Annotated in this window: 20 protein-coding genes, 1 tRNA gene and 1 riboswitch; of the genes, 12 read left to right on the top strand and 9 right to left on the bottom strand. The window is 66.1% G+C overall.

The window, feature by feature from the left end:
- Nucleotides 1-88: 88 nt before the first annotated feature.
- Nucleotides 89-550, bottom strand: coding sequence for a hypothetical protein (locus E4S58_RS00885; protein ID WP_136634442.1), 462 nt, complete (start codon nucleotides 548-550; stop codon nucleotides 89-91).
- Between the two features lie 176 nt (nucleotides 551-726).
- On the opposite strand from E4S58_RS00885, the gene E4S58_RS00880 reads away from it, so the two are divergent.
- Nucleotides 727-960: a hypothetical protein gene (locus E4S58_RS00880; protein ID WP_136634441.1), complete on the top strand. Its 234-nt coding sequence runs from the start codon at nucleotides 727-729 to the stop codon at nucleotides 958-960.
- A 3-nt stretch (nucleotides 961-963) separates the two neighbouring features.
- On the top strand, nucleotides 964-1,677 hold the full coding sequence (locus E4S58_RS00875; protein ID WP_136634440.1) for a winged helix-turn-helix domain-containing protein: 714 nt from the start codon (nucleotides 964-966) through the stop codon (nucleotides 1,675-1,677).
- A gap of 90 nt (nucleotides 1,678-1,767) precedes the next feature.
- Here the strand turns inward: E4S58_RS00875 and E4S58_RS00870 are convergent.
- A tRNA-Lys gene (locus tag E4S58_RS00870) sits at nucleotides 1,768-1,843 on the bottom strand.
- 151 nt (nucleotides 1,844-1,994) lie between these two features.
- Here E4S58_RS00870 and dapF point away from each other — a divergent pair.
- The 4 genes from dapF to E4S58_RS00850 all read left to right on the top strand — a co-directional run bounded on the left by dapF (nucleotide 1,995) and on the right by E4S58_RS00850 (nucleotide 5,461).
- Nucleotides 1,995-2,831, top strand: a complete 837-nt coding sequence (gene dapF, locus E4S58_RS00865; RefSeq protein ID WP_136634439.1) for a diaminopimelate epimerase — start codon at nucleotides 1,995-1,997, stop codon at nucleotides 2,829-2,831.
- On the top strand, nucleotides 2,831-4,084 hold the full coding sequence (gene mtaB / locus E4S58_RS00860; RefSeq protein WP_136634438.1) for a tRNA (N(6)-L-threonylcarbamoyladenosine(37)-C(2))-methylthiotransferase MtaB: 1,254 nt from the start codon (nucleotides 2,831-2,833) through the stop codon (nucleotides 4,082-4,084). Before dapF ends, mtaB begins: the two co-directional genes overlap by 1 nt.
- A gap of 99 nt (nucleotides 4,085-4,183) precedes the next feature.
- Nucleotides 4,184-4,804: an FMN-binding negative transcriptional regulator gene (locus E4S58_RS00855; protein ID WP_136634437.1), complete on the top strand. Its 621-nt coding sequence runs from the start codon at nucleotides 4,184-4,186 to the stop codon at nucleotides 4,802-4,804.
- 57 nt (nucleotides 4,805-4,861) lie between these two features.
- Nucleotides 4,862-5,461 (top strand): glutathione S-transferase, encoded by a 600-nt coding sequence (locus tag E4S58_RS00850; protein ID WP_136634436.1) that lies wholly within the window; start codon nucleotides 4,862-4,864, stop codon nucleotides 5,459-5,461.
- 191 nt (nucleotides 5,462-5,652) lie between these two features.
- Here E4S58_RS00850 and E4S58_RS00845 read toward each other — a convergent pair whose 3' ends face one another.
- The gene (locus E4S58_RS00845) at nucleotides 5,653-6,318 is read right to left on the bottom strand and encodes an outer membrane protein (RefSeq protein WP_136634435.1); all 666 of its coding nucleotides are present in this window, start codon (nucleotides 6,316-6,318) and stop codon (nucleotides 5,653-5,655) included.
- 220 nt (nucleotides 6,319-6,538) lie between these two features.
- On the opposite strand from E4S58_RS00845, the gene petA reads away from it, so the two are divergent.
- Genes petA through E4S58_RS00830 form a run of 3 tightly spaced genes read left to right on the top strand, consistent with a single transcriptional unit; the run spans nucleotide 6,539 to nucleotide 9,247 of the window.
- Nucleotides 6,539-7,108 carry a ubiquinol-cytochrome c reductase iron-sulfur subunit gene (gene petA / locus E4S58_RS00840; protein ID WP_136634434.1) on the top strand — a complete coding sequence of 190 codons (570 nt, stop codon included), beginning with the start codon at nucleotides 6,539-6,541 and terminating at the stop codon, nucleotides 7,106-7,108.
- A 12-nt stretch (nucleotides 7,109-7,120) separates the two neighbouring features.
- Nucleotides 7,121-8,440: a cytochrome b gene (petB, locus tag E4S58_RS00835; protein WP_136634433.1), complete on the top strand. Its 1,320-nt coding sequence runs from the start codon at nucleotides 7,121-7,123 to the stop codon at nucleotides 8,438-8,440.
- A 15-nt stretch (nucleotides 8,441-8,455) separates the two neighbouring features.
- Nucleotides 8,456-9,247: a cytochrome c1 gene (locus E4S58_RS00830; protein ID WP_136634432.1), complete on the top strand. Its 792-nt coding sequence runs from the start codon at nucleotides 8,456-8,458 to the stop codon at nucleotides 9,245-9,247.
- 230 nt (nucleotides 9,248-9,477) lie between these two features.
- Here the strand turns inward: E4S58_RS00830 and thiQ are convergent, their stop codons facing one another.
- The 5 genes from thiQ to E4S58_RS00805 all read right to left on the bottom strand — a co-directional run bounded on the left by thiQ (nucleotide 9,478) and on the right by E4S58_RS00805 (nucleotide 14,892).
- The gene (thiQ, locus tag E4S58_RS00825; protein ID WP_136634431.1) at nucleotides 9,478-10,170 is read right to left on the bottom strand and encodes a thiamine ABC transporter ATP-binding protein; all 693 of its coding nucleotides are present in this window, start codon (nucleotides 10,168-10,170) and stop codon (nucleotides 9,478-9,480) included.
- Nucleotides 10,157-11,689 carry a thiamine/thiamine pyrophosphate ABC transporter permease ThiP gene (locus tag E4S58_RS00820; protein ID WP_136634430.1) on the bottom strand — a complete coding sequence of 511 codons (1,533 nt, stop codon included), beginning with the start codon at nucleotides 11,687-11,689 and terminating at the stop codon, nucleotides 10,157-10,159. The genes thiQ and E4S58_RS00820 overlap by 14 nt, the downstream gene beginning before the upstream one ends.
- On the bottom strand, nucleotides 11,665-12,642 hold the full coding sequence (thiB, locus tag E4S58_RS00815) for a thiamine ABC transporter substrate binding subunit (RefSeq protein WP_136634429.1): 978 nt from the start codon (nucleotides 12,640-12,642) through the stop codon (nucleotides 11,665-11,667). The genes E4S58_RS00820 and thiB overlap by 25 nt, the downstream gene beginning before the upstream one ends.
- 49 nt (nucleotides 12,643-12,691) lie before the next feature.
- Nucleotides 12,692-12,789, bottom strand: a riboswitch (TPP riboswitch).
- A gap of 71 nt (nucleotides 12,790-12,860) precedes the next feature.
- Nucleotides 12,861-13,436 carry a HupE/UreJ family protein gene (locus E4S58_RS00810; RefSeq protein WP_136634428.1) on the bottom strand — a complete coding sequence of 192 codons (576 nt, stop codon included), beginning with the start codon at nucleotides 13,434-13,436 and terminating at the stop codon, nucleotides 12,861-12,863.
- 97 nt (nucleotides 13,437-13,533) lie between these two features.
- Nucleotides 13,534-14,892, bottom strand: coding sequence for a dicarboxylate/amino acid:cation symporter (locus tag E4S58_RS00805; RefSeq protein WP_136634427.1), 1,359 nt, complete (start codon nucleotides 14,890-14,892; stop codon nucleotides 13,534-13,536).
- 163 nt (nucleotides 14,893-15,055) lie between these two features.
- On the opposite strand from E4S58_RS00805, the gene aroC reads away from it, so the two are divergent.
- The 3 genes from aroC to E4S58_RS00790 all read left to right on the top strand — a co-directional run bounded on the left by aroC (nucleotide 15,056) and on the right by E4S58_RS00790 (nucleotide 17,372).
- Nucleotides 15,056-16,159: a chorismate synthase gene (gene aroC, locus E4S58_RS00800; protein WP_136634426.1), complete on the top strand. Its 1,104-nt coding sequence runs from the start codon at nucleotides 15,056-15,058 to the stop codon at nucleotides 16,157-16,159.
- 1 nt (nucleotide 16,160) lies between these two features.
- Nucleotides 16,161-17,111 carry an AEC family transporter gene (locus E4S58_RS00795; RefSeq protein ID WP_136634425.1) on the top strand — a complete coding sequence of 317 codons (951 nt, stop codon included), beginning with the start codon at nucleotides 16,161-16,163 and terminating at the stop codon, nucleotides 17,109-17,111.
- Nucleotides 17,112-17,174: 63 nt separating this feature from the next.
- Complete coding sequence (locus tag E4S58_RS00790) at nucleotides 17,175-17,372, top strand: hypothetical protein (RefSeq protein WP_136634424.1); 198 nt, start codon at nucleotides 17,175-17,177, stop codon at nucleotides 17,370-17,372.
- 2 nt (nucleotides 17,373-17,374) lie between these two features.
- Here E4S58_RS00790 and E4S58_RS00785 read toward each other — a convergent pair whose 3' ends face one another.
- Complete coding sequence (locus E4S58_RS00785; protein WP_136634423.1) at nucleotides 17,375-17,785, bottom strand: thioredoxin family protein; 411 nt, start codon at nucleotides 17,783-17,785, stop codon at nucleotides 17,375-17,377.
- Between the last annotated feature and the right edge of the window lie 13 nt (nucleotides 17,786-17,798).

Here is a 17,798-nt window from a genome sequence, read left to right as displayed (position 1 = left end):
TCCCTCCACTGCTTGGTCCGCCGGGGTGTGGGGCCCCGATGGCCGCGCATTCCGATCAGGGGGCGATCAGACCCCGATCAAGCTCCGATCAGGCGTTGAAGCCGTTCCGGCGCAGGCAGACCGGCGCGTAGAACAGACGCGGGCCCTGGGCATAGTTCCGGCGGACGCAATCGCTTGGCAGGGTGGCGCGGGTGGTGCGCTGTGCACAGCGGACCGCGTAGCCTTCGGTCCAGCCACGCTGTCCGCGCACCGACATCAGGCACTCGCGCGACACGACCGGGCGGTACTGCTGCTTCGGGCGGTGGTTGTCATAGCGGTTGTGCCGCTGGTTCTGATAGCGCGGGTACTGCGGCTGATAGCTGGGCTGGTGGCGCGACACCTGGTTCTGCTTGCGCTGTTCGGCGGCCAGGGCGCTGCCGATGATGGCCAGGGCCGTGGCGCCGACGATGATCTTGGCGACGTCACGATCCCCGGCCTGGACGGCGGTGGCGTTGAAGGAAGTGATCGCGATCGCGGCGGCAAGGACGGAGGCGAGGATTCTGCGGGTCATGGTGGGCTCCTTTCGGGACAGCCGGGGATGGGGACCGTGTGTGGTCCGACGAGGGATGTCCAAGGCTGGCCGCAACCGCCGAAAGCGGGCAATAACAGCGGGGGGTTATCCGATAACACCGTGGCCAAGCCCCCATGGTTATTGAATAACGGCGGGGTTCGGCGCAATGTCGCGGCATGACACGTACCCTCATCCTCTCCGGGCTCACCGCCCTTGCGCTTGCGCTGCCCGTGGCCGCGCAGGCTGCCTGCACCGCCGAATACAAGGCCAAGCAGGACGATCCCCTGCGCCTGACGCATGGCGAGATGCAGGTTGCCTCCTGCGACCGTGCCAGCGCCACCGAAGAGGTGCGCGCGCGGCTGGCGCAGCAGGGGTGGATCCTGCTCAAGATCGTTTCGCTCAAGGGCTGACGGGTGAGCGTCCCGTCAGAGCAGACCGAATTCGCCGCCGACGTCCGGCGCATCGGCACCCGCGCCGTGGCCATCGGAATCGGGGCCATCGCGGCCCTGCTGCTGATCGGCGGCGTGATCCTGTTCCTGACCCTGCCGGACGCGGATGTCTTCAACCAGCGGGTCGAGAGGCTGTTCGTCGAGAACGACACGCTGACCGGCGATGCCGAGATCAAGCTGCTGGAGATCCTTGCCCAGTCCGGCACGGCCTTTTCGGAAACCCTGTCGAGCTATCGGATCGTGATCTTCATCCTGCTGGTCTTCGCCACCGCGATGCTGGTCGCCGCGCTCGTGTTCCTTGTCATCCTGATCACGCTCAACCGCCGTATGGCACAGATCGAACGGGCAGGGATCGAGGTGAATTCGCTGCTGATCTCGCGCGAAGAAAAGACGGTCTATCTGAACAACCACGGCTTCAAGCTGACCGACGCGGCGATGGAGACGCTGTCGATCCTGGCCGAGGCGCGGCTGGACGACGAAATGCTGTCGGGTGCGCAGATCGAGGCGATGATCTCGGGTCGTCGGGTCGAGGACTGCGAGGAGGCCGCGGGCGCCACCCGGATCAAGCGCCTGCGCGACACCCTGGGCAACCAGCTGGTCAGCGAGCTTCTGGTGCGCAACATTGCCCGGCGCGGGTATATGCTGTCGGTCGGCAAGGACGTGATCCGGGTGATCTGACGATTGCCCGGGACCGCTTTGGCCCCGTCGAATTCCCTACCCCAGAAAAGACAAAAGGCCCGGGCGTCGCCGCCCAAGCCTTTGATCTAGTGGTGAGCCGTGCAGGATTCGAACCTGCGACCCACTGATTAAAAGTCAGTTGCTCTACCAACTGAGCTAACGGCCCACTAGAGCCGCCCTATTAGATATGGTGCGGCAGGGGGTCAACCCGTTTTCAACGATTTTTTCCGTCAATTTGCACCTGCCCCTACGTCGCGTCCGCCCGGCTCGTGGCGCTGCGTCTTCCACAAGGGCCGAATGCGCCTTATATGCGCGGGATGAACACGCGCGCGATCCCCCTCGACGGCCTGCCCTTTCGCAAGATGCATGGGGCCGGCAATGATTTCGTCATCCTCGACAGCCGGGGCATGGACCCGGTGTGCACGCCGGGTCTGGCGAAGGCCGTGGGTGATCGGCATCGCGGCGTAGGGTTTGACCAGCTGGCCGAGATTCGGGATGGCGCTGACACCGACATCGCCCTGGATTTCTGGAATTCCGACGGCTCGCGCGCGGGGGCCTGTGGCAATGCCACGCGCTGTGTGGCCGCGATGTGGATGGCCGAGACGGGGCGCGACCGGGTGAGCATCCGCACTGAACGCGGCGTCCTGCAGGGCGAGATGCGCGGGGATGCGGTCTGGGTGAACCTGGGCCACCCGGTGCTGGAATGGGATCGCGTGCCGCTGGCGCGGCCGGTCGACCTGCAACACCTGCCGATCGAAGGTGATCCGGTCGCCGTCGGCATGGGCAACCCCCATGCGGTCTTCTTTGTCGACGACATCGCGGACGTGGACGTGGCCGGGCGCGGCGCGGTGGTCGAGCATGACGAGATGTTCCCGCAGGCGACCAACGTCGAATTCGTGCAGGTGCGCAATCGCGGCGAGGTCCGGATGCGGGTCTGGGAACGCGGCACGGGAATCACCCTGGCCTGCGGCTCGGGCGCCTGTGCGGTCGCGGTGGCGGCGCATCAGCGCGGGTTGACCGATCGCAATATCCGGATGGAAGTGGACGGCGGCTGGCTTGAGCTTGACTGGCGCGACGACGGGGTCTGGATGACCGGCCCGGTCGCGCATGTCTTTGACGCCCGGCTCACGCCGGAGATGCTGGGGGCGCTCTGATGGCGGGCGCGCCCATATTCGAGACGCTCGGCTGTCGGCTCAACGCCTATGAGACCGAGGCGATGAAGGAGCTGGCCGAGGCCGCGGGCGTCGAGAATGCCATCGTGGTCAACACCTGCGCGGTGACGGCCGAGGCCGTGCGCAAGGCGCGCCAGGATATCCGGCGGCTGCGGCGCGAAAATCCGGATGCGAAGATCATCGTGACGGGCTGTGCCGCGCAGACCGAACCTGAAACCTTTGCCGCCATGGCCGAGGTCGACCATGTCGTCGGCAATTCGGAGAAGATGCAGGCCGACACCTGGAAGGGATTCGCCCCCGACCTGATTGGAGAGACCGAACGCGTCATCGTCGACGACATCATGTCAGTCACCGAAACCGCCGGCCACCTGATCGACGGCTTCGGGCGGCACCGGGCCTATGTGCAGGTGCAGAACGGCTGCGATCACCGCTGCACCTTCTGCATCATCCCCTTCGGGCGGGGCAATTCGCGCTCGGTGCCTGCCGGGGTCGTGGTGGACCAGATCAAGCGGCTGGTCGATCGCGGCTTCAACGAGGTGGTGCTGACCGGGGTCGACCTGACCTCCTGGGGGGCGGACCTGCCCTCGACCCCGCGCCTGGGCGATCTGGTGCGCCGGATCCTCAGGCTGGTGCCGGACCTGCCACGGCTGCGGATCTCCTCCATCGATTCGATCGAAGCGGACCCCGCGCTGATGGAGGCCATCGCCACCGAACCGCGCCTGATGCCGCATCTGCACCTGTCGCTGCAGGCGGGCGATGACATGATCCTCAAGCGGATGAAGCGGCGGCACCTGCGCGACGATGCGATCCAGTTCTGTGAAGAGGCGATCGCGCTGCGCCCCGGCATGACCTTCGGCGCCGACATCATCGCAGGCTTCCCGACCGAAACGGAAGAGATGTTCGCGAACTCGCTGCGGCTGGTCGAGGACTGCCACCTGACCTGGCTGCATGTCTTCCCCTATTCGCCCCGCCCCGGGACGCCCGCGGCGCGCATGCCGCAGGTGCGCGGGCCTGCCATCAAGGATCGGGCGGCCCGGCTGCGCGCGGCTGGTGAGGCGCGGGTCACGGCGCATCTGGATGCGCAGGTCGGGACCGAACGGACGGTTCTGATGGAGGGGCCGCGCATGGGCCGGACCGAACAGTTTGCCGAGGTACGGTTTGATCGGGACATGCCGGAAGGGCAGATCATCACCGCCCGGATTTCCTCGCATGACGGAAAGTCATTGCTGGCCTGAGATTTGGCCGCGACAGCCCTGCCCCTTGTTCGGTAGTCTGGTTTGCACCGTCGGAGGCCTCCGGCGGGAGTATTTCTGGCAAGATGAAGGGGCCCCGGCATGCATCCCAATCCGATCTATCACGTGGGCACGCGCGACGACTGCATGGCATTTGCCCGCGACACCGGGTTCGGGATCCTCGCGGTGTCGGACCCCGGTGGCGCGCCGCACATGGCGCATGTGCCCTTTGTCGTCGATGGTGATCGGATCGAGATGCACATGCTGCGGTCGAACCCGGTGGCGCGGGCCGCGCGCGCGGGCGCCGCGGCGCGGTTGGCCGTCCAGGGGCCACATGGCTATGTCTCTCCGGACTGGTACGGGATCGAGGACCAGGTGCCGACGTGGAACTACGTCTCGGTCCATCTGACCGGGCGTCTGGAGCCCCTGCCGCAGGAGGATCTGCGTGGCGCGCTGGACCGGCTGTCGGACGAGTTCGAGGCGCGGCTGGCCCCGAAACCGGTCTGGAAGACCGCGAAGATGCCCGACGATCTGATGGCGCGGATGATGCGCATGATCCAGCCCTTCGTGCTGCATGTCGAAGAGGTCGACGGCACCTGGAAGCTGGCGCAGCACAAAGCCGAGGCCGCGCGGCTTGCGGCCGCCGACGGGATGGAGGCCGCAGGGGTCGGGGCCGAGACCGGCGTGCTGGCGGCGCTGATGCGCGCGGCCAAGCCCGTCTGAGGGACATGGACAGCCGCGCCGCGCAGACCTAGGGTCGGCGCGAACGAGGAGATCCAGATGAAACTTTTCCATTCCCCCGCATCGCCCTTTGTCCGCAAGGTCATGGTCACGCTGCATGAAACCGGCCAGGTCGATCAGGTCGAGCTGATCCCGACCAATACCACCGCCGTGGCGACCGACCCGGCGCTGAAGGCCGCGAACCCGCTTGGCAAGCTGCCGGCGCTGGTGCGGGACGAGGGGCCGACGCTGGTCGACAGCCGCGTGATCACGCGGTTCCTGAACGACCGCGCGGGCGGCACGCTCTATCCCGAGGCGCGGATCTGGGACGTGCTGACGCTTGAGGCGACGGCGGACGGTGTCATGGAGGCAGGCGTGCTGATGGTCTACGAGACCCGCGTGCGGCCCGAAGACAAGGTGTTCGACGGTTGGATCGAAGCGCAGTGGGGCAAGGCGATTGGCGGCGTGCAGGCGATCAATGACCGCTGGATGGGCCATCTGAACGGGCCGGTCGACGCGGGCCAGATCGCCGTGGCCTGCGCGCTTGGCTACCTCGACTTCCGCCACGCGGACCGTGACTGGCGCGCCACCTGCCCCGAGCTGGCCCGGTGGTTCACGCAGTTCGGCGAACGCCCGTCCATGGCCGCCACCGCGCCCTGAGAGTTCGCCTCGCGCCGCCGCGACATGGCGGCGGCGCGGCGGCAGTTCCGGGTCTGTGGTCTGCGGCGCGCCGTTATCCCACGCGGGGTGCACCTGACCCTGTACCCGCCGCGTTGCACAAGAAAAAAGGCAGACACCCATGGGGTATCTGCCGGTCGTTCATCGGGACGAAAGGTCGGGTATGGGCCGGATCAGAAGCTGAAGCCGACACCGACGTTGAGCGCGTTCGACAGGATGCGCCCTTCCATCGTGCCGCCACCCGCCAGGTTGGCGGAGTTCTGGGACCAGGTGAACTGGTATTCGCCGAAGACCGACCACTGATCGTTGAAGGCATATTTCGCACCGGCGGTCAGGCGCATGGCCGGGCCGGTCAGCTGATAGCCGAACGTACGGTTGGTGCCTTCGGTCACGTCGACATGCGGCAGTGCGATGCCCAGGCCACCGCTGACATAGGGCGTCACGCTGCCCCACTTGTTCGTCCAGCGCTTGGAGACATTGGCGGTGATGATGTTGTGGCCATCGGTGAATTCGAGCCGGGTGAAGCCTGCGGGCATCTCGGCCGCGGGGGCATAGGCCTTGTTGTGGCTGAATTCGACGCCGAAACCGATGTCGTTGTCGCGCCACCAGGTGGCCCGGACACCGTAATAGGGCGGCATCTCGAAGCTCTTGCCCTGCCAGCCGATCAGGTTCGAATAAGCACCGCCGCCGCTACCACGCACCCCGGTGATGCGGCTGTGCGGAGAGGTCTGGTAGCCGGTGTAGAAGCTCAGCTCGACCTCGGCCTGCGCGGGCTGCGAAAGGGTCAGCGCGGCGGCGGCTGCCGCAACGGGAAGGGAGATCTTCATGGCTTTCAGCATGTTCGCGTCTTTCGTGACCGGCCTTGGATGTGCGGGATGCTTACACCCTCAGATAGGGCCGCTCAAGCGCGACACAAGCGCACCCCTGTCGAATGTGGCCGATTGTATGCTGGACGGCGCGAAAAACCGCCGTTAAACACCGGCTCGGACCGGCAGGACCTCTGTGGTCCGGCCCATGAGTCGTATCTGGCCGTCCCGGCCGAAGAATGGAGCTTACCTCGTGTCCCACGCAGAAGATCACGCAGGCACCCGTAGGGACTTCCTCTACTATGCCACCGCTGGCGCCGGTGCCGTCGCAACAGGCGCGGCCGTCTGGCCGCTGGTCAACCAGATGAATCCCTCTGCCGATGTTCAGGCGCTGTCGTCGATCCGTGTCGACGTGTCCGGCCTTGAACCCGGCACCCAGCTGACCGTGAAATGGCGCGGCAAGCCGGTCTTCATCCGCCGCCGTACCGAAGAAGAGGTCACGGCCGCGAACGATGTCGACGTGTCTTCGCTGCCCGATCCGGAAGCCCGGAACGCAAACATCGACGCCGGATCGCCGGCCACCGACGTGAACCGCAGCCTGCCCAACGAAGAGGGCGGCGAAGAGTGGCTGGTCATGATGGGCGTCTGCACCCACCTTGGCTGCGTCCCGCTTGGCGATGGCGCCGGTGACTTCGGCGGCTGGTTCTGCCCGTGCCACGGGTCGCACTACGACACCGCCGGCCGTATTCGCAAAGGGCCCGCGCCCGAAAACCTGCCCGTTCCGACTGCCCGCTTCGAGGGCACCGAGATCGTCCTGGGCTGAGGGAGGTAACTTATGTCCGGCATTCCCCACGATCACTACGAGCCGAAGACCGGCGCGGAAAAGTGGCTCCATTCCCGCCTTCCCGTCGTCGGCCTGCTCTATGACACCCTGATGATCCCCACCCCCAAGAACCTGAACTGGTGGTGGATCTGGGGCATCGTTCTTGCATTCTGCCTCGTGCTGCAGATCGCCACCGGCGTCGTTCTGGTGATGCACTACACTCCGCATGTCGACATGGCCTTCGCCAGCGTCGAACACATCATGCGCGACGTGCGCGGCGGCCACATGCTGCGCTATCTGCACGCCAACGGTGCGTCGCTGTTCTTCTTCGCCGTCTACATCCACATCTTCCGTGGTCTCTTCTACGGGTCCTACAAGGCCCCGCGCGAAGTCACCTGGATCGTCGGCATGATCATCTACCTGCTGATGATGGCCACCGGCTTCATGGGCTACGTTCTTCCCTGGGGTCAGATGTCCTTCTGGGGTGCGACCGTGATCACCGGCCTCTTCGGCGCGATCCCGTTCATCGGCGAAACGCTGCAGACCTTCCTGCTGGGCGGGCCGGCCGTGGACAACGCCACGCTGAACCGCTTCTTCTCGCTGCACTACCTGCTGCCCTTCGTGATTGCAGGTCTGGTGATCGTCCACATCTGGGCCTTCCATTCGACCGGCAACAACAACCCGACGGGTGTTCCGGTGCGGACCGGGTCCAAGGAAGAAGCCGAGAAAGACACCCTGCCGTTCTGGCCCTACTTCGTGATCAAGGATCTCGTCGGTCTGGCCATCGTGCTGCTGGTGTTCTTCGCCATCGTCGGCTTCATGCCGAACTACCTTGGCCACCCCGACAACTACATCGAGGCCAACCCGCTTGCGACGCCCGCACACATCGTTCCCGAATGGTACTTCCTGCCGTTCTACGCGATCCTGCGTGCCTTCACCGCGGACGTCTGGGTCGTGATGCTGGCAAACTGGGTCACCGGCGGTATCGTCACCGCGAAGTTCTTCGGGGTCCTGGCGATGTTCGGCGCGATCATCGTCATGGCGCTGGTGCCCTGGCTCGACACCTCTTCGGTGCGGTCCGGCCGGTTCCGTCCGATGTTCAAATGGTGGTTCTACCTGCTGCTGATCGACTTCTTCGTCCTGATGTGGTGTGGCGCGATGCCGGCAGAACCGCCCTATTCGACCATCTCGCTGATCGGGTCGGCCTACTGGTTCGCCTACTTCCTGGTGATCCTGCCGCTGCTCGGTGTGATCGAGAAACCCCTGCCGCAGCCTGCGACCATTGAAGATGACTTCAAGGCGCACTACGGCCCGAAGACCCCTGCCGAATAAGAAAGGACAGAGATCATGTTCCGCAAGTTCACTCTCTCTGCCCTCGCAGCACTGGCCGTCACGGCCGGTGCCGCCCAGGCGGCAGGCAGCGAAGGCCATGTCCACGACACGGACTTCTCGTTCGAAGGGCCGTTCGGCACCTTCGACCAGAACCAGCTGCAGCGCGGCCTGCAGATCTACACCGAGGTCTGTTCGGCCTGCCACGGTCTGCGCTACGTCCCGCTGCGGACGCTGGCAGACGAAGGCGGCCCGCACCTTCCCGAAGATCAGGTGCGCGCCTATGCGTCCCAGAACTTCGAGACCTTCGATGCAGAACTGGACGACACCCGCCCGGCCATCCCGGCGGATCACTTCCCGCAGTCCAACCTGCCGAACGCACCGGACCTCAGCCTGATGGCGAAGGCACGGTCCGGTTTCCACGGGCCCTACGGCCTGGGGATCAACCAGTTCTTCAAGGGCATCGGCGGACCCGAGTACATCGTGTCCGTGCTCACCGGCTACACCGGTGAGACCAAGGAAGAAGCAGGCACCACCTATTACGAGAACACCGCCTTCCCCGGCGGCTGGATCGCAATGGCCCCGCCGCTTGCCGGTGAGGACGTGGAATTCGCCGACGGTCACTCGAACGAGCTGCACCACGAGGCCGAGGATATCGCGGCCTTCCTGATGTGGGCGGCCGAGCCGAAGATGATGGCGCGCAAGCACGCAGGCTTCGTCGCGGTGGTCTTCCTGGTGATCCTGTCCTCGCTGCTTTACCTGACCAACAAGAAGCTCTGGGCCCCGCACAAGGGCAAGAAGCACGCCTGATCCGATCAGGTTGGCAAGATAGAAACCCCCGCCCATTCGGCGGGGGTTTTTCGTTTGGGACGAGGTTTCGGCCCCTGTCCTGCGATCGACTGATTGCATCGGGCGCGTAGCGACAGCACTAGAAAGGCGGGGCGATATTCAAAGGCCTTCAGTCGAAGGCGCGCGCCCGCTCAGGACAGCGGCTTGCCCCGATCGCCTGTCTCGGGTCAGCGCGGCATAAACGCCAAGACCTACCCCAGATAATCCCGCAGAACCTGCGGCGGATCTGCAAAGACCGCCGCCGTGTCGACCGGCGGCGCGGCCTGCCCGTCTGCAACCACGCAGGTCAGCCCGGTGATCCGCTGTGCATCCTCGGGCGCGTGGCTGACCATGACCAGCGTCGCGCCGGTGTCGTCACAGAGCGCGCTGACCAGTTCCAGCATCTCGGCCCGCAGCGCGGGGCCAAGCGCGGCGAAGGGTTCGTCCAGCAGCAACAGGGGCCGGTCCATCACCAGCACCCGCGCCAGGGCCACGCGGCTTTGCTGTCCGCCCGACAGACTGCCGGGCATGCGATCTTCCATCCCGGCCAGCCCGACCCGGGTCAGCGCGGCGCTGACCCTGTCGCGATCCGCAGCCGTCAGCTTCAGATCCGGACGGATCCCCAGCCCCACGTTGCGGGCGACCGTCAGATGCGGGAACAGGTTGCCGTCCTGGAACAGCATCGCGACCGGCCGCTTGCCCGGCGGCGTGCCGCGCAGATCGCGCCCCTCCCACAGGATACGCCCGGCCTCGGGATCAAGGAACCCGGCGATGGACGCCAGCACCGTCGACTTGCCTGCCCCCGAGGGGCCGATCAAGGCAAGACGGGCACCGGGGGCCAGTGTCCAGTCGGCGTGCAGGGTGAAGTCGCCCTGTCGCAGGGTCAGGGCCTCAAGTGTCAGCATGTCGGCCAATCCTGTCGAAAACCGCAAAAAGCCCGAAGCTGAGCGCGACCAGAAGCAGGCTTGCCGCGGCGGCGGCCTCCATCCGGTAGGCGCCCATCAGGCGGTAGATCTGCAGGGGAAGCGTGGCGGTGTCGGGCGGCGGAAACAGCGCGATGACCCCAAGATCCCCCATGGAGAGCGCCGCCGCCAGGCCTGCCGCGAACCCAAGCGGGCGGCGCAGGCGGGGCAGGATCAACCAGCGCAGCCGCGCCCATCCTCTCAGGTCAAGGCTGTCCGCCAGCCGCCCGAACCCGTCCTCGGTCGCGTGCAGATCAGGGGCGAGGCTGCGCAGCACGAAGGGCAGCGCGGCGGCGGCGTTCACCACCGCCGTGATGGCCAGGATGTGATTGCCGGGAAAGGCGAAGGGTCGGATCAGCAGGAACAGCCCCGTCCCCAGCACCAGCGGCGACGCGGCCAGCGTCATCATCGCGATGCTGTCATAAAGCCCCCGTCGCGGCAGGGCGAGCGCGAGGCCCGCCAGCACCGCGATCCCGGTCGAGGCCAGCGCCACCGCCAGCGAGGTCAGCGCGGCGGACCAGACCACGGCAGGCATCTGCACCAGCGCGGGCAGGCCCTGGATGACCAGCAGCACCATCGGCGCGGCGATGAAGAGCGCCGTCAGGATCAGAACCGCCGCGTCCTGGACACGCAGCCCGGGCCGGTCGGTCCAGATCGCCATGGGGCGGTCAAGGCCCGCGCCCATCCCGTCGGTCCGTGCCAGGCGCAGCGCAAGAAGGGCCGCGACGGTCACCATGATCAATTGCAGGACCGCCAGCGTCGCCGCGCGGCCCAGGTCGAAATCGAAGGAAAACGCCTGGTAGATCGCCAGTTCGATCGTGGTGGCCGCCGGGCCACCGCCCAGGATCAGCACGACCGCAAAGCTGGACAGACAGATCGCGAAGACCACCGCCAGCACGCCGGGCATCCGTTGCCGCAGCATCGGCCATTCGATCAAACGGAACACCGCGCCGGGCGGCATGTCCAGCTGCGCGGCCAGCCGGAATCGCTCCGCCGGGATCGCACGCCAGCCTTCCAGCAACAGCCGCACCGCCAGCGGGAGGTTGAAAAATACGTGGGCCAGCAAGACACCATGCAGCCCGAAGATCTCGATCCCCGGCAGACCAAAGGCCGCCAGCGCCGAGTTGAGGACGCCATTGCGCCCGAACAGCGCCAGCAGCCCGGCGATGGCCGCCACCACCGGCAGGATGAAAGGCGCGCCAAGCGCCAGGATCATGACCCCGCGCCCCAGAAACCGGCGCCGTGCCAGCGCGCGGGCCACCGGGATCGCCAGCGCCCCGCTGAGCACGGCCGAAAGGACCGCCTGCCAGACCGTGAACCGCACGGCGGACCAGTCGGACGGCGATGGCCAGCCCGCCCCGCCCGCGTGCCAGAGCACGGCGGCGAGGGGGCCGAGGATCAGCGCGGCGACCGCAAGGGCCACCGCGCCGCCCAGGATCACTGCGACAGGGCTGCGCGCCATTCTTCCAGCGCCGCGTCCCGCATTGCGGGCACGTCGCCTTCAGGCACCAGCAGGGATTTGGCAGGGGTCACCAGATCCGTGAATCCGTCCGGCAGCCCACCTTCGGGGGTGACGGCCGGGTACATCCAGTTGGTGGTCGGGATCACCGACTGCGCGGCATCCGAGGCGAGGTAGGCAAGGAAGGCCTGCGCCAGCTCGGGTTGGTCCGAACCGGCCACGGCGCCTGCAACCTCGACCTGAAGGTAATGGCCTTCGTCGAAGGGCAGCGCCACCTTGCTGGCGTCTTCCTCGGCGATCACGTGGTAGGCGGGCGAGGTGGTGTAGGACAGCACCAGGTCCGCCTCACCGTCCAGGAACATGCCGTAGGCCTCGGACCAGCCGGGCGTGACGGTGACGATGTTGTCCTTGAGGTCGGCCCAGACCTGCGGGGCCTCGTCCCCATAGGCCGCCTTGATCCAGAGCAGCAGGCCCAGCCCCGGGGTAGACGAGCGCGGATCCTGGATCACCACGCGGCGGTCACTGTCGGCCAGCGCGCGGAAGTTCGCGGGCTTGGGGTCTTCGGCATTGCCGACGAAGGCGAAATAGCCCCAGTCGAAGGGCACGAAGGTGTCATCGGACCATGCGATCGGCAGCGCGTAGTCTGCGCTGACCGTCTGCGGTGCAAAAAGCCCGGTGTCCCGCGCGGCGGCGGTCAGGTTGGTGTCAAGCCCAAGGACCACGTCGGCCTCGGTGCCCTCGCCTTCCAGACGCAGGCGCGACAGCAGCGCCGCACCATCGCCTGCGGTGACCCATTTGAGGTCACAGCCGCATTGCGCTTCGAAGCCTTCCTCGATCGCGGGGCCGGGGCCCCATTCGGTGGCAAAGCTGTCGTAGGTGTAGACATTGAGAACGGGTGTCTCGGCCACGGCCTGCGTGGCAAGGACAAGACCCGTAGCGGTGATAAGATGTTTCATTCACATCCTCCATTGCGACGGGCGAAAGGAGGAGTGCGGGCGAGCCTTGGGCGTTCCGCGTGACCTTCCCTCCGCCGGTTCTAGCCGGTTCAGGTTCAACGGGTTCGCATCTGCATCTCAGCCCAGTGGGCACCCCGAGGTGAGGCGGACGTTAGTGCGGCGGCAAGCGGAGTGCAAGGGGGCCCGGCGGCGTCGCCGGGCCGGTCAGCATCGGGGTCTCAACCCAGCGACAGCGCGACGCCCGCCAGCGCGGTCAGCCCACCCAGGGCGCGCAGCAGGGGCTGCCCCTGCCCCGCCATCCGGGTGATGAGAAGACCCAGGCCAAGGCCCAGCCCGTGAAGGGCAGCGGTGGCCAGCACGAAGCCGACACCGAACCGCAGGGCCGACGCCTCACCCAGCTCTCCTCCGTGCGCGTGGCCGTGGAAGAGGGCAAAGACAGCGACGAGACCCATGCAGAGGCGCACATCGACCCGCAGGGCCATGGCCACCAGGGCGCCCAGCACCACGGTCGAGGCCAGGATCATCGGTTCGACCAGCGGCAGCGGCATACCGGTCAGCGCCAGCGCAAAGCCCGTGGCCATCGCCGCGACGAAGGCGCCCGGCACCTGCCACAGCGCCCGTCCGCCCAGCATCGCGGCCCAGAGGCCGACGGCGACCATGGCAAGCACATGATCCAGCCCGAACAGCGGATGCGTGATCCCGGCCGCGACGGACCCATATTCGCCGGGCGGAAGATGCGCGGAGGCCGGCGTGGCGGTCAGCAGAAGGGCAAGGGAAGTGAGGGTGCGTTTCATGTCGGTTCCTTTGTTGGTCAACCTGATACCCCGGTGCGGGTCGTATCATCCGCCGACCCTGTCGCGGGTCGGCGGGCTGGTCAACCGGTGGCCCCGGTCAATGCGGCTTTGCGTATTGTGCGAGGTCGCGCTCGGCCTCTTCGTCAATATCAAGCGAACTTTCGGTCAGCAGACCCGCGTCGGGGTCGTTGAAGACAGCCATGTCGACCTTGCCCTCACCCTTGGCAACGATGGTCGAGACGACCGCGTCCCCGGTGATGTTCACCGCCGTCCGGATCATGTCCATGAGCCGGTCCACGCCAAGGATCAGGGCGATGCCTTCGATCGGCAGGCCGACCTGCCCCAGCACCATGGTCAGCATGACAAGGCCGACGCCCGGCACCCCCGCAGTCCCGATCGAGGCCAGAACCGCCATGGCGATCACGGTGATATAGCCGCCAAGGCCCAGATCGATGCCATAGACATTGGCCAGGAAGACCGTCGCGACACCCTGCATGATCGCGGTGCCGTCCATGTTGATCGTCGCGCCGAAGGGCACGCAGAAGGAGGCGACGGAATTGTCGACGCCGACCCGTTCCGTGACCGACCGCAGCGTGACCGGAATGGTGGCGTTGGAGGACGCGGTCGAAAAGGCGAAGATCTGCGCGGGCCGCATCTTCTTCATGAAGATGAAGGGGTTGAGGCCCGAAAAGACCTTGAGGATGATCATCAGCGTCACGAAGAGGTGCAGGAACAGCGCCACGACCAGCGTGATGACATAGGCCAGAACCGGGCCGAACAGTTCGATCCCCTGTTCCGTGAAGGTCTTGGCGATCAGGCAGAAGACGCCGATCGGGGCGGCGGCCATGACGATGGTGACGACCTTCATCATCACCTCGTTCATGTATTCGCAGGCCTCGATGAAGGGTTTCGACTTGCCCCCCAGCATCAGCACCGCCACGCCCAGCACGACCGTGTAGAAGATGACCTGCAGCATGTCGCCATTGGCAAAGGCCGCGACGGGGTTGGTCGGCACGATGGCAGCAAAGACGTTCCAGACGCTTGGCGCCTCTTTCCCGGTGATACCCGAGGTATCGACGCCTTCCATGTTGAAACCGACGCCCGGCCCGACGGCCAGCGCCAGCAGGATCGCGATGGAAATCGCCAGTGCCGTGGTGAAAAGGTAGAGGACAAGGCTCTTGCCTCCGACACGTCCCAGCACGCGGATGTCGCCGATCCCGGTGACCCCGCAGATGAGCGAGAAGAACACCAGCGGGACGACCAGCATCTTCAGCGCGTTCACGAACATCTTGCCGATCATGGCAAACAGCCCACCCGCGATATGCGTGTTGATGAAGTCGCTGTCGATCATGTTGAAGATGACACCAAGGACAAGCCCCGCGCCCATCCCGATCAGAACCTTGACGGTCAGTGACATCTTGCCCCCGCCGTGGGTTGTCGTTGCAGCCTCGGTCATGGGTGCCTCCTGTGTGTCCTGTGCAAAAGTAGTGTGGCATCCCGCCGCAGCAATCACGAAGCGAAAATTGCCTGATCGCGGCACGCAATGGTCGAAAAGCCGGAATTGCGCCCGTTTACCGGATGGGTTAGGGCCTTCGGGACATATTTCGAAGGGCGTTTGCATGTCTCTCAACAGCTTTGGCCACCTCTTCCGAGTCACCACCTGGGGCGAAAGCCACGGGCCCGCCCTTGGCGCGACGGTCGATGGCTGCCCCCCCGGTGTTGCCGTCGATGCGGCGCTTCTGCAGCACTGGCTGGACATGCGTAAACCCGGTCAGAACCGCTATACCACGCAGCGGCAGGAGCCCGATCAGGTCGAAATCCTGTCGGGTGTCTTCGAGGGCAAAACCACCGGAACGCCGGTGCAGCTGATGATCCGCAACACTGACCAGCGGTCGAAGGATTATTCAGAGATCGCCGAGAAATTCCGCCCCGGCCATGCCGACATCACCTATTGGCAGAAGTACGGGATCCGCGACTATCGCGGCGGCGGGCGCTCTTCGGCGCGGGAAACGGCGGCACGGGTTGCGGCGGGTGGTCTGGCGCGCGCGGCTTTGGGCGCGCTGGCGCCGGAAGTCGAGATCAAGGGCTACATGGTCCAGATGGGTCCTCACCGGATCGACCGTGAGGCCTTCGACTGGGACCAGATCGACCAGAACCCCTTCTGGGTGCCGGATGCCAAGGCCGCCGAAGACTGGGCCACTTACCTGGACGGGCTGCGCAAGTCGGGCAATTCGGTCGGTGCGGTGGTCGAGGTCGTGGCGCGCGGCGTGCCTGCGGGTCTGGGTGCGCCGATCTACGGCAAGCTCGACACCGATCTTGCGGCGGCGATGATGTCGATCAACGCCGTAAAGGGTGTGGAGATCGGCGAAGGCATGGGGGCGGCCGAACTGACGGGCGAGGCTAACGCGGACGAGATCTTCATGGGGAACGACGGCAAGCCGGTCTATTCCTCGAACCACGCGGGCGGGATCCTGGGCGGCATTTCCACCGGGCAGGACGTGGTGGTGCGGTTTGCGGTCAAGCCGACCTCGTCGATCCTCAAGCCGCGCCAGACGATCACCAAGTCGGGCGAGGCGGCCGAGATCATCACCAAGGGCCGCCACGACCCCTGCGTCGGCATCCGCGCCGTGCCTGTGGGCGAGGCGATGATGGCTTGCGTGATCCTCGACCACCTGCTGCTGCATCGGGGCCAGATCGGCGACGCGGGCGGGCGGATCGGCTAAGGTGCTTGCCGTCCTTTCGATCACATTCCCGATCTTCGCGGTCATCGCGGTCGGCTACCTTGTGGTGCGGATCGGGCCGCTGACATCGCAGACGATGAAGGCGCTTGGCGACTTCACCATGCTCGTCACCCTGCCTTGCGCGTTGTTTTCCGCGCTGGCGTCACGCAACTTCTCGGAAGTGGTCAATCTGAACTACCTGCTGACGCTGGCGGTGGCGGGGCTGGCGACGCAGGGGGCCATGGCCCTGATCGTGCGGCTGACGGGCACGGGGCCGAAGCGCCGGGCGCTGGCGGTTCTGGGCTCTGCCACGCCCAACACGGCCTTCCTGGGCTTTCCGATCTTCCTGATGATCATCCCCGATCATGCCGCCGCCATCGTGGCCATGAACCTGCTGATCGAGAACATCATCCTGACGCCGCTTGGCCTGACCCTGCTGGGTCGCGCCGCAGCCGAGGACGGTGCGCCGGTGTCGCGGCTGCGGCTGATCCGGTCGATCTTCCTGTCGGTGATCCGGCGCCCGCTGATCATCGGGCTTCTGGCCGGATTTGCCGTGGTTCTTCTGGGCATTACGCCGCCGTCCGAAATAATGCGCTTCACCGGGATGCTGGGCCAGGCCGCGTCACCCGTGGCGCTGGTGGTGATCGGCGGGTCGCTGTTCGGGCTGAATCTGCGGGGTGACCTGTCGCTGGCATCGCTGATCACGGCGGTGAAACTGCTGCTGCATCCGGCGCTGACGATCGCGGCGCTGGCCGGTCTGTCGTCGCTTGGCTTGGTGCACCTGGGGCCCGAGCTGACGATCGGCCTGATCCTGACCACCTGCCTGCCGATGTTCGCGGTCTTCGTCCTGTTCGGGCAGGAGGCCGGGCACGAGGGGCTGGCCTCCCTGTCGGTGATGCTATCGACGGTGCTGTCCTTCGTGACGCTGAACATCGCGCTGGCGCTGCTTCTGTAACCCGGTGACGCGATATTAAGAGGTTTGCGGGATCCTTCGGCCATCGCGTCAGGAGGATCCCAGATGCTATACCTTACCTCTCATCACCTTCTGGGGGTCGCCCTTGCCTTGATCGGCGCCCTTCATGCGGCCGCGGCCTTCAGCCTTGGCTGGTTCCCGCCCGCCACGCCGCAGGCCGAAGCGGTGGAACCGGCGGCGGAAGTGCCCTTCGCCCCGCCGCAGCAGGTCACGGTCAGCACACTGCCCAAACCGCCGGGATAAGGTCAGGCCGACGCAGCCGCGACGGCGGCATCCAGAAGGTCCCTGATGCTGGACTCGCGCGTTTCGGCAACCAGTCGGCCGATCTCGGCGTCGCCCTTCAGCACGACGAGGGTCGACCGGCGCGGGATGCGCAGGCGCTGCGTGAATTGCGCCTTGCGGTAGGTGTCCCAGTCGACGTTTACGAAGGTGATGATCTGTTCATAGGCCGGGTTTTCGGCCTTCAGCTTGTCCAGCACCCGTTCCTGCGCGGCGCAGGTCGAACACCAGCTGGCCTTGAAGTCGAGGAAGACGGTCTCTCCGGCGGCCAGCCGGTCTTCGACAAGACCCGGCTTGAAATCAAGCGGCGCGGCGGCGGCAAGGGTCGGCAGTGCCAGGCCAGCGGCGGTGAGGGTCAGGAATGCGCGACGGTCCATGGGATGTCCTTTC

Origin of the sequence: Pseudooceanicola onchidii (assembly GCF_004959925.1) — a bacterium.
Classification (GTDB): Bacteria; Pseudomonadota; Alphaproteobacteria; order Rhodobacterales; family Rhodobacteraceae; genus Pseudooceanicola; species Pseudooceanicola onchidii.
The sequence above is the reverse complement of the archived record's forward strand: the minus strand, read 5'-3'. Positions and strand labels throughout refer to the sequence as shown.

Bases quoted from the DNA above. Each gene is read 5' to 3' on its own strand.
- E4S58_RS00885 (WP_136634442.1), bottom strand. From the start codon at position 550: ATGACCCGCAGAATCCTCGCCTCCGTCCTTGCCGCCGCGATCGCGATC.
- E4S58_RS00880 (WP_136634441.1), top strand. From the start codon at position 727: ATGACACGTACCCTCATCCTCTCCGGGCTCACCGCCCTTGCGCTTGCG.
- dapF (WP_136634439.1), top strand. From the start codon at position 1,995: ATGAACACGCGCGCGATCCCCCTCGACGGCCTGCCCTTTCGCAAGATG.
- mtaB (WP_136634438.1), top strand. From the start codon at position 2,831: ATGGCGGGCGCGCCCATATTCGAGACGCTCGGCTGTCGGCTCAACGCC.
- E4S58_RS00855 (WP_136634437.1), top strand. From the start codon at position 4,184: ATGCATCCCAATCCGATCTATCACGTGGGCACGCGCGACGACTGCATG.
- E4S58_RS00850 (WP_136634436.1), top strand. From the start codon at position 4,862: ATGAAACTTTTCCATTCCCCCGCATCGCCCTTTGTCCGCAAGGTCATG.
- E4S58_RS00845 (WP_136634435.1), bottom strand. From the start codon at position 6,318: ATGCTGAAAGCCATGAAGATCTCCCTTCCCGTTGCGGCAGCCGCCGCC.
- petB (WP_136634433.1), top strand. From the start codon at position 7,121: ATGTCCGGCATTCCCCACGATCACTACGAGCCGAAGACCGGCGCGGAA.
- E4S58_RS00830 (WP_136634432.1), top strand. From the start codon at position 8,456: ATGTTCCGCAAGTTCACTCTCTCTGCCCTCGCAGCACTGGCCGTCACG.
- thiQ (WP_136634431.1), bottom strand. From the start codon at position 10,170: ATGCTGACACTTGAGGCCCTGACCCTGCGACAGGGCGACTTCACCCTG.
- E4S58_RS00820 (WP_136634430.1), bottom strand. From the start codon at position 11,689: ATGGCGCGCAGCCCTGTCGCAGTGATCCTGGGCGGCGCGGTGGCCCTT.
- thiB (WP_136634429.1), bottom strand. From the start codon at position 12,642: ATGAAACATCTTATCACCGCTACGGGTCTTGTCCTTGCCACGCAGGCC.
- E4S58_RS00810 (WP_136634428.1), bottom strand. From the start codon at position 13,436: ATGAAACGCACCCTCACTTCCCTTGCCCTTCTGCTGACCGCCACGCCG.
- E4S58_RS00805 (WP_136634427.1), bottom strand. From the start codon at position 14,892: ATGACCGAGGCTGCAACGACAACCCACGGCGGGGGCAAGATGTCACTG.
- aroC (WP_136634426.1), top strand. From the start codon at position 15,056: ATGTCTCTCAACAGCTTTGGCCACCTCTTCCGAGTCACCACCTGGGGC.
- E4S58_RS00790 (WP_136634424.1), top strand. From the start codon at position 17,175: ATGCTATACCTTACCTCTCATCACCTTCTGGGGGTCGCCCTTGCCTTG.
- E4S58_RS00785 (WP_136634423.1), bottom strand. From the start codon at position 17,785: ATGGACCGTCGCGCATTCCTGACCCTCACCGCCGCTGGCCTGGCACTG.